Raw genomic sequence first — 8,303 nt, forward strand, 5'->3', positions numbered from 1 at the left:
CCGTGTCAGTGGAGGCGCATTATAGGGAGTTATTCCGGGCTGACAAGCGCTAAATTCAAAAAACTTTTCAACCGTCTCTTTTTTGTGCAAAAGCTTGCTAAACGGCCAGTTTTTCCAGCGTTCTGAACCCATAGCGCTGCAAAACGGGCAATAAAAGTACAGTTTCTGGCGTGACGGCCATGCAATACGCTAAATTTTCATCTGCTGATTTTGCATCAGGGGCTTCATGTTCCAACAGCCAGGCGGTACGACGAGCGATGGCCGCCCCGGAATCGATAAGCCGTGTTCCTTCAGGTAACACCTGTAGAAGCTCGTGCTGCAATAAAGGAAAATGAGTGCAACCCAGAACCACCGTGTCTGGCGGTTCAGTCATCCGCAACCACGGACGCAGAATTCGCTTTAGCTCATCAAGTGGAACAGGTCTGCCATGCAGTTTCGCCTCAGCAAGTTCGACCATCTCAGCGGAACCGAGCAGTTCGATTTTGCATTCATTAGCAAAACGGGCAATCAGCTCATGAGTATATGGACGCTTAACCGTTGCACGGGTTGCCAGCACCCCTACTACGCCATTCGCCGTTAAACGAGCAGCAGGTTTGATTGCAGGCACAACGCCAACAACCGGGAAGGAGAATTTTTCGCGCAATGCGGGGAGTGAAACGGTACTGGCGGTATTACAGGCGATAACGGCGAGGGAGAGTGGGTACTGGGCCTGAACGGCGGTGACAATTTCCACAACACGTTCAACGATAAACTCTTCACTCTTCTCCCCATAAGGAAAGGCAACATTATCGAAAGTATAAATGTAATGCAGATCCGGCAGGAGATGCCGGATCTCGTCATACACCGATAACCCACCGACGCCGGAATCAAACACCAGCACGGTGGGCCGTAATTTAGAAGGTGTAGCTGCCAGACACGGTATATTCCCGTCCTGCAGTTTGGTAGCCATAAGCTGTCTCGTAGTCTTTATCGAACAGGTTAGCTATTTTACCACGAACTGTCAGGTGAGAGGTCACTGGATATGACGCAGAAAAATCAACCGTACTGTAGCTTGGCAGAACACGCTGCTCAGGATTGTAGGTTGAGGTTCTGTTGTCATAGCGCTTACCGAAGTATTCCCAGGCAAGGTTCATATCCACATCAAATACTGCCCAGTCAAGCTGATACTTGGCCTGGCGTTTAGCGCGACGCGGCAGCACTTCATTCGTTACATCATCACGCGGGTCAATATATTGCAGCGTTACACGATGCGAGAAGATGCCGGTATCCACGCTTCCCGTCCACTCCACGCCCTTAATCGTGGCAGAGTTGATGTTGTAGTAAGCGGTATTGTTATAAGTGATAAGATTATCAATCTCATAACGATACGCGGACAGGCGCCAGTCCAGCGGACCGGTCAACCCCTCTACGCCCGCTTCCCATTGTTTTGACTCTTCCGGTTTCAGATCCGGGTTTGAAGCTATCGTAAAGCGCTTCGCGCCATATTGCTGTCCAAGAGATGGCGCAAGGAAGCCGGTGCCATAGGAAACGGTCAGGCGATAGTTTTCGACAAACTCCCAGCCCGCTGCCGTCTGCCAGGTGCCGTGCCAGCCAAACTCATCATCTTTATCTTCACGACCAGAAGCCTCAAGCGTGACATCGCCAAACTGTTGCAGGCCTGACAAATAGAGACCAGTGTTGTCACGATCATAGGCGTCACGTGTCGTGGCGTTAGATGAAACCAGCCGCTCCTGCTTCCAGTCCACGCCCGCACTAACCGAACCTTTACCTACCGCAACATTGTTCGCCCACTGGATATAGCGTTGTTCCATATCATCCAGGGTCGTGCCGTCTTCGTACCGACCATAAATACTGCTGTAGTTGTAGTCTTTGCTTTTCTGATAGCTCGCCACCAGCTGCGAAGAGTAGATCCCCTGATTAAAGCTAAGGCCGGTATCCCAGCCCTGGCTGTACAGCTGACGCTCGTCTGCACTGTACTCAGGTAAAAACGGTGGGCTACCCAGATCATAATCCACATTGTTAGTAAAGCTGTACCCGCGGAAGAAGCCGTCGAAATTGTCGTTGAACTTGTGTTGCAGGCTGCCCCAGAACGTTTTGTTGCGGTAACCGTCGCGGTCTGCATCATGATCCCAGCTGGAATCCGGCTGCACGTTAAAGCCGCGGGTACTGGTGTAAGAACCTGCCGCTGTCGCAACGGTATCGCCGAAGCGCTGGCGCACCGTGCCATCAAAGGTTTGATAGCCCTTAGAGCCAATGCTCGCATTAATCTGCGACTGCTCAGTTCCCGTCCGGGTGATGACGTTAACCACACCGCCAATCGCTCCGGAACCATAAACGGTAGAACGCGGTCCACGGATATATTCAACACGCTGTACCAGCGAGAGAGGAATTTGGTTCAGTTCAGGATCGTTCGAGATACCCGAACGCGCGACCGGCACGCCGTCAATCAGCAACAACAGATGCTTTGCTTCCGTACCACGTACATAGACCGAAGCTGTCTGGCCCAGGCCGCCGTTTTGCGCAATATCAACGCCAGGCAGACGACGTAAGACATCGACCAACGAACGGGACTGCCAGCGATCGATATCCTCGCGGGTTACCACCTCCGTCGGTGCCAGTACGGTTTTTGCCGGCTGTTGAAAACGATTTGCTGTTACGACCAGAGTGTCCGGGTTACTGTCCTGCGCCCAGCCAGAAAATGCCGTGACGGAGAGAGCCGTCAGCAGCGAAGCTTTTTTAATCATTGTGTGAGCATCCACAAAATAAGAAGGATGCCGCAGGTACCATCAATAGCTCGCGATGATGGCGCCAGATGCGACGTAATTCCGGCAGGTCTTCGGGCTTGGAGGTACTACAAGATGATGACTTCCCACTTTTATACCCGTCATACTTCACGTTGTCTGTGCGTTGGCTTTACTCGGCCTATGGCCTCGCCCCTTCAGGGCCAGCGCAAGCGCTGTTCAAACTGGCATAGCCAATTTGTCCTCGCTCACCCCTGTCACTTACTACAGTAAGCTCCCGGGGATTCACTGCGTTGCCGCCTTCATCCAACCCGAACTATTTAGGGTATATATAAGCAGTGTCTGCTTTCGCTATCATCCCACCCTTCCTTACCGCTGCGCGTCAGCCCCAGATTTACACTGGATTCCCTTTTAACTTACAGAACCGGAACAAGGATGCTACATTCATAAACATATGGATGTCCAGACTGCTATGAGAGGAATCGAAAAAACATCCGCTACTGGACATCCCCTGAGCAATCCCTACAATCCCCGCGTTATTCTTAATCACTCAGGACACACAATGACACCCGAGCACCTGCCAACAGAACAGTACGAAGCGCAACTGGCCGAGAAAGTCGTGCGTCTGCAATCGATGATGGCGCCCTTCTCCGCGCCCGTGCCCGAGGTGTTCCGCTCACCGGTCAGCCATTACCGTATGCGCGCGGAATTCCGCATCTGGCATGACGGCGATGATCTGTACCACATTATTTTCGATCAGCAGACCAGGGACCGCATTCGCGTCGACAGCTTCCCGGCAGCCAGCGAACTGATTAACCAGTTGATGACCGTGCTGATGGGGAACCTGCGCGAAAATAACATCCTGCGCCACAAGCTCTTCCAGATTGATTATCTGACCACCATGAGTAACCAGGCCATTGTCACTCTGCTGTACCATAAAAAGCTGGATGACGCCTGGCGTGAAGAGGCGACCCGTCTGCGCGATGCCCTTCGGGCGCAAAATTTGAACGTGCAACTGATTGGCCGCGCCACCAAAACAAAAATCGAGCTGGACCAGGATTTTGTTGATGAGCGCCTGCCTGTTGACGGCAAAGAGATGATTTACCGCCAGGTCGAAAACAGCTTTACACAACCCAACGCGGCAATGAACGTGCAGATGCTGGAGTGGGCATTAGGTGCAACCAAAGGGTCAACCGGGGATCTGCTGGAGTTGTACTGTGGTAACGGTAACTTCTCACTGGCCCTGGCGCGTAATTTCGATCGCGTGCTGGCGACAGAAATCGCCAAACCCTCAGTGGCCGCAGCCCAGTACAACATCGCCGCTAACCACATCGATAATGTGCAAATTATCCGTATGTCGGCAGAAGAGTTCACTCAGGCGATGAACGGCGTGCGGGAGTTCAACCGTTTACAGGGTATCGATCTAAAGAGTTATCAATGCGAGACGATTTTCGTCGATCCCCCGCGCAGCGGGCTGGATAGCGAAACGGAGAAGATGGTGCAGGCGTATCCGCGCATTCTGTACATCTCCTGCAACCCGGAAACTTTATGTAAGAACCTGGAAACACTGAGCCAGACGCACAAGGTAGAGCGCCTGGCGTTGTTCGATCAATTCCCGTATACGCACCATATGGAGTGCGGTGTTTTATTGACCGCAAGGTAAAATCAACGCCGGACGGCGACGCCATGCATCCCGTCCGGCGAGTGTATTTTACTCAGATGCTTCCTGCTTGCGGTTACGCAGGCGAAAACCAATCCAGAACACCAGAATCACCGACAGTACCGCCGGGAAGAAGTTAGAACCGATGTCCGGATATTCCGCACGCACCACGGTACTGTAAAGCAGCACGCCAAGAATAAAACAGGCTGCCGCAAGCCCGGGTAACCCGACAGGCATGGTGCGATTTTGATAACGCTGATGCAGACAGTAAACCGTCAGCACCAGTGAAATAATGGGAAACACGGAGAAAGGCACAATGGAGCTAAAAATCGCTGCAAAGGTGCCATTAATGGATAAGCCAGCGATCAGCGCCAGCAACAAAGTACCTTTATCTTGACCTGATTGTTTCATTACTCATCCTTCACTCGTCGGTTTGATGCGCCACTTTTTCCTGTTCACGGCGATACCAGTAGTACGCCCCTTTGGAAATCATCCGCAGTTGCAATACCAGTCGCTCTTCTAATTGCCGGCGTTGCTCCGCGCCAACATCCAGCGCCTCAGCGCCGGCACTGAAAACAATTGTCACCATCGCCTCGGCCTGCGCTTCGGTAAAGGCACGCGGCATATGGTTTTCGAGTTCGAGATAGTCGGCGAGTTCCGCAATAAAATGCTGGATTTCCCGGGCTACCGCGGCGCGAAACGCAGCAGATGTGCCAGAACGCTCACGCAGCAATAGCTGGAAGGCATTTGGGTTATTACCGATAAATTCCATAAAAGTCGACACGGAGGTGCGGATAACGCTGCCTCCCTTGGCAATACGCTGGCGCGCCTGACGCATCAGCTGACGAAGCATCAGACCACTCTCATCAACCATCGTCAGGCCAAGCTCATCCACATCGCGGAAATGACGATAAAATGACGTCGGGGCAATCCCCGCTTCACGCGCAACCTCGCGCAGACTCAGGCTGGCGAAACTTCGCTCAGCGCTCAGCTGACTGAATGCTGCTTCCACCAGCGAACGCCGGGTTCTCTCTTTTTGTTGCGCTCTTACGCCCATCACGATGCTTGAATCCCTCCGCAGACCTGCTGGCACTATACCAGAGAATAAAACTAATCGGATTGTACTGGATTGTGAATGATTGTTTACGCGCTCTTTCTGCTTCCGCGCACGAAAAAAGCACAACGATAATTGGGTTATCCGCCCGTTGATGTTACTATTATGTTGCTTTTATGTATAAGAACAGGTAAGCCTTGCCATGCCACATTCCTACGATTACGACGCAATAGTTATAGGCTCAGGCCCGGGCGGCGAAGGTGCTGCTATGGGGCTGGTCAAACAGGGTGCCCGGATAGCGGTCATTGAGCGCTACCATAACGTGGGCGGCGGCTGCACCCACTGGGGAACAATTCCCTCCAAAGCCCTTCGCCACGCCGTCAGCCGCATTATCGAATTTAATCAAAACCCGTTATACAGTGACCACACCCGCATCCTTCGCTCCTCTTTCGCCGATATTCTGAATCATGCGGACAGCGTGATTAATCAACAAACACAGATGCGACAAGGTTTTTACGAGCGCAACCGCTGTGAAATTCTGCAGGGTGATGCCCACTTTATCGATTCCCACACGCTGGCGCTGGAATGCCCGGACGGTTCGGTTGAGACCCTGACGGCGGAAAAATTTGTTATCGCCTGCGGTTCGCGCCCGTATCATCCGGCAGACACCGACTTCGCCCATCCACGTATTTACGACAGCGACTCGATTCTGAACATGCATCATGAGCCGCGCCACGTCATCATTTACGGCGCCGGGGTGATCGGCTGTGAATATGCGTCAATTTTTCGGGGCATGAACGTCAAAGTGGACTTGATCAACACCCGCGATCGCCTGCTGGCATTCCTCGATCAGGAGATGTCCGACTCACTCTCCTACCATTTCTGGAACAGCGGCGTGGTCATCCGTCACAACGAAGAGTACGAGCAGATTGAAGGTACGGATGATGGCGTAATTATGCATCTGAAATCCGGCAAGAAAGTCAAAGCCGACTGCCTGCTCTACGCCAACGGACGCACCGGCAACACCGACAGCCTGCATCTGGAAAACATTGGCCTGGATACCGACAGCCGCGGTCAGTTAAAGGTAAACAGCATGTACCAGACCGCATTGCAGCACATCTATGCGGTAGGGGATGTGATTGGTTACCCGAGCCTGGCCTCAGCCGCTTATGATCAAGGCCGTATTGCGGCGCAGGCGATGATAAAAGGTGAAGCCACGGCGCATCTTATTGAGGATATCCCGACAGGGATCTATACCATTCCCGAGATCAGCTCCGTCGGTAAAACTGAGCAGCAGCTAACCGCAATGAAAGTGCCTTATGAGGTGGGCCGGGCGCAGTTTAAGCATCTGGCGCGCGCACAAATCGTCGGGATGAGCGTAGGTACGCTGAAGATCCTGTTTCACCGTGAAACCAAAGAGATATTGGGGATCCATTGCTTTGGCGAGCGCGCGGCCGAAATCATTCATATCGGCCAGGCGATTATGGAGCAGAAAGGTGGTGGGAACACCATCGAGTACTTTGTTAACACCACCTTTAACTACCCGACCATGGCGGAAGCCTATCGGGTAGCCGCATTAAATGGCTTAAACCGCCTGTTTTAATGCGCTGTCAAAATGGCCATCCATTGCTGCGCGGATGGCCTCAGCCAGCTGTTCATAACGATTACGCAGCGGAGAGCCAGGGCGATAGACCAGACCCACCGTGCGCTGGGGTTCCGGCTTAATGCACGGCAGATAGACAACCCCGTCACGCTTACGTTCACGCGGCACGGCCAGCGCAGGCAGCAACGTAATACCACTTCCTGCCGCCACCATGTTGCGCAATGTCTCAAGGCTGGTCGCCCTGAAATGGGTGTCTTCTTCCGCTCCTGCCTCAAAACAGAAGCCCATCGCCTGATCGCGCAGACAGTGACCGTCTTCCAGCATCAGCAGTTTTTCACCTGCCAAATCGGACATCGGGACACGATCGCGATTCGCCCATGGATGGTCAGCATAAATCGCCAGCATCATCGGCTCATCAAACAGTGGAACTTCAATAAAGGCTTCACTCTCTTTCACCAACGCAAGAATGGCGCAGTCCAGCTTACCGCTGTCCAGTTGCGCCAACAGTTGATGGGTTTGCGCCTCGTGCAGGTACATTTCCAGTTTCGGGAATGTCTGATGCAGCAAAGGGATAATATGCGGCAGCAGATAAGGTCCAACGGTGGGGATTAAACCAATATGCAGTGGGCCAGACATTGCTTCCCCCTGCTGGCTTGCCATCTCCTTGAGCACTTTGACCTCACGCAACACGGTGCGTGCCTGATCAACCAGCAACAAACCGGCCTGGGTAAACAAGACTTTACGACTGGTGCGCTCTAACAGCATTACGCCAAGTTCGTCTTCCAGTTTACGGATCTGTCCGCTCAGCGTTGGCTGGCTGACATGACAGGAATCCGCAGCACGACGAAAATGGCGATGCTCAGCTAACGCCACCAGATATTCAAGATCACGAATATTCATTATTCATCCTCCATCGCCACGATAGTTCATGGCGATAGATAGAATAGCAATGAACGATTATCCCTATCAAGCATTCTGTACAATAATTAACACAAGAAACGAAGCGGAACCCATTACCCTTGATGCCACTGTTTCTTTCTCTGAACAACTAAAGCCAACGTGAACATTTGCGGACTCCGTGTCCGCTTTTTTTTGCCTAAAAAAGCCCGCAAAGTAAAAGCCAAAAGGCAACCCTGGTTGCCTTTTATAGTGTTTGCTCCCTCTCCCCGTGGGCTGAGTGATCCCCAGTAATATGGTCAGTCATCCATGACCATATTACTGTATTCTTTCCCTAACATTTTCAGT

General features: G+C 52.5%; 7 protein-coding genes and 1 riboswitch. Of the genes, 2 read left to right on the top strand and 5 right to left on the bottom strand.

What is annotated here, in order from left to right; all coding sequences use genetic code 11:
• Nucleotides 1-97 precede the first annotated feature (97 nt).
• Together murI and btuB are read right to left on the bottom strand one after the other, a co-directional pair.
• Nucleotides 98-949 carry a glutamate racemase gene (gene murI / locus ACSZO4_RS23470; RefSeq protein ID WP_437891484.1) on the bottom strand — a complete coding sequence of 284 codons (852 nt, stop codon included), beginning with the start codon at nt 947-949 and terminating at the stop codon, nt 98-100.
• Complete coding sequence (gene btuB / locus ACSZO4_RS23475) at nt 894-2,744, bottom strand: TonB-dependent vitamin B12 receptor BtuB (RefSeq protein WP_437891486.1); 1,851 nt, start codon at nt 2,742-2,744, stop codon at nt 894-896. The genes murI and btuB overlap by 56 nt, the downstream gene beginning before the upstream one ends.
• A 66-nt stretch (nt 2,745-2,810) precedes the next feature.
• Nucleotides 2,811-3,185, bottom strand: a riboswitch (cobalamin riboswitch).
• 118 nt (nt 3,186-3,303) lie between these two features.
• On the opposite strand from btuB, the gene trmA reads away from it, so the two are divergent.
• Nucleotides 3,304-4,404: a tRNA (uridine(54)-C5)-methyltransferase TrmA gene (gene trmA / locus ACSZO4_RS23480; protein ID WP_437891487.1), complete on the top strand. Its 1,101-nt coding sequence runs from the start codon at nt 3,304-3,306 to the stop codon at nt 4,402-4,404.
• A gap of 48 nt (nt 4,405-4,452) precedes the next feature.
• Here trmA and ACSZO4_RS23485 read toward each other — a convergent pair whose 3' ends face one another.
• Both ACSZO4_RS23485 and fabR read right to left on the bottom strand, forming a co-directional pair.
• Nucleotides 4,453-4,812: a YijD family membrane protein gene (locus tag ACSZO4_RS23485; protein ID WP_437891488.1), complete on the bottom strand. Its 360-nt coding sequence runs from the start codon at nt 4,810-4,812 to the stop codon at nt 4,453-4,455.
• Nucleotides 4,813-4,822: 10 nt separating this feature from the next.
• Nucleotides 4,823-5,461, bottom strand: a complete 639-nt coding sequence (fabR, locus tag ACSZO4_RS23490; protein WP_437891489.1) for an HTH-type transcriptional repressor FabR — start codon at nt 5,459-5,461, stop codon at nt 4,823-4,825.
• 196 nt (nt 5,462-5,657) lie between these two features.
• Here fabR and sthA point away from each other — a divergent pair, with 196 nt between their 5' ends.
• Nucleotides 5,658-7,058: a Si-specific NAD(P)(+) transhydrogenase gene (gene sthA, locus ACSZO4_RS23495; protein ID WP_437891491.1), complete on the top strand. Its 1,401-nt coding sequence runs from the start codon at nt 5,658-5,660 to the stop codon at nt 7,056-7,058.
• Here the strand turns inward: sthA and oxyR are convergent.
• The gene (oxyR, locus tag ACSZO4_RS23500; RefSeq protein WP_437891492.1) at nt 7,041-7,958 is read right to left on the bottom strand and encodes a DNA-binding transcriptional regulator OxyR; all 918 of its coding nucleotides are present in this window, start codon (nt 7,956-7,958) and stop codon (nt 7,041-7,043) included. The genes sthA and oxyR overlap by 18 nt on opposite strands.
• Nucleotides 7,959-8,303 lie beyond the last annotated feature (345 nt).

Origin of the sequence: Phytobacter sp. V91 (genome assembly GCF_965644225.1) — a bacterium.
In the GTDB taxonomy this organism is placed as follows: Bacteria; Pseudomonadota; Gammaproteobacteria; order Enterobacterales; family Enterobacteriaceae; genus CBFFRJ01.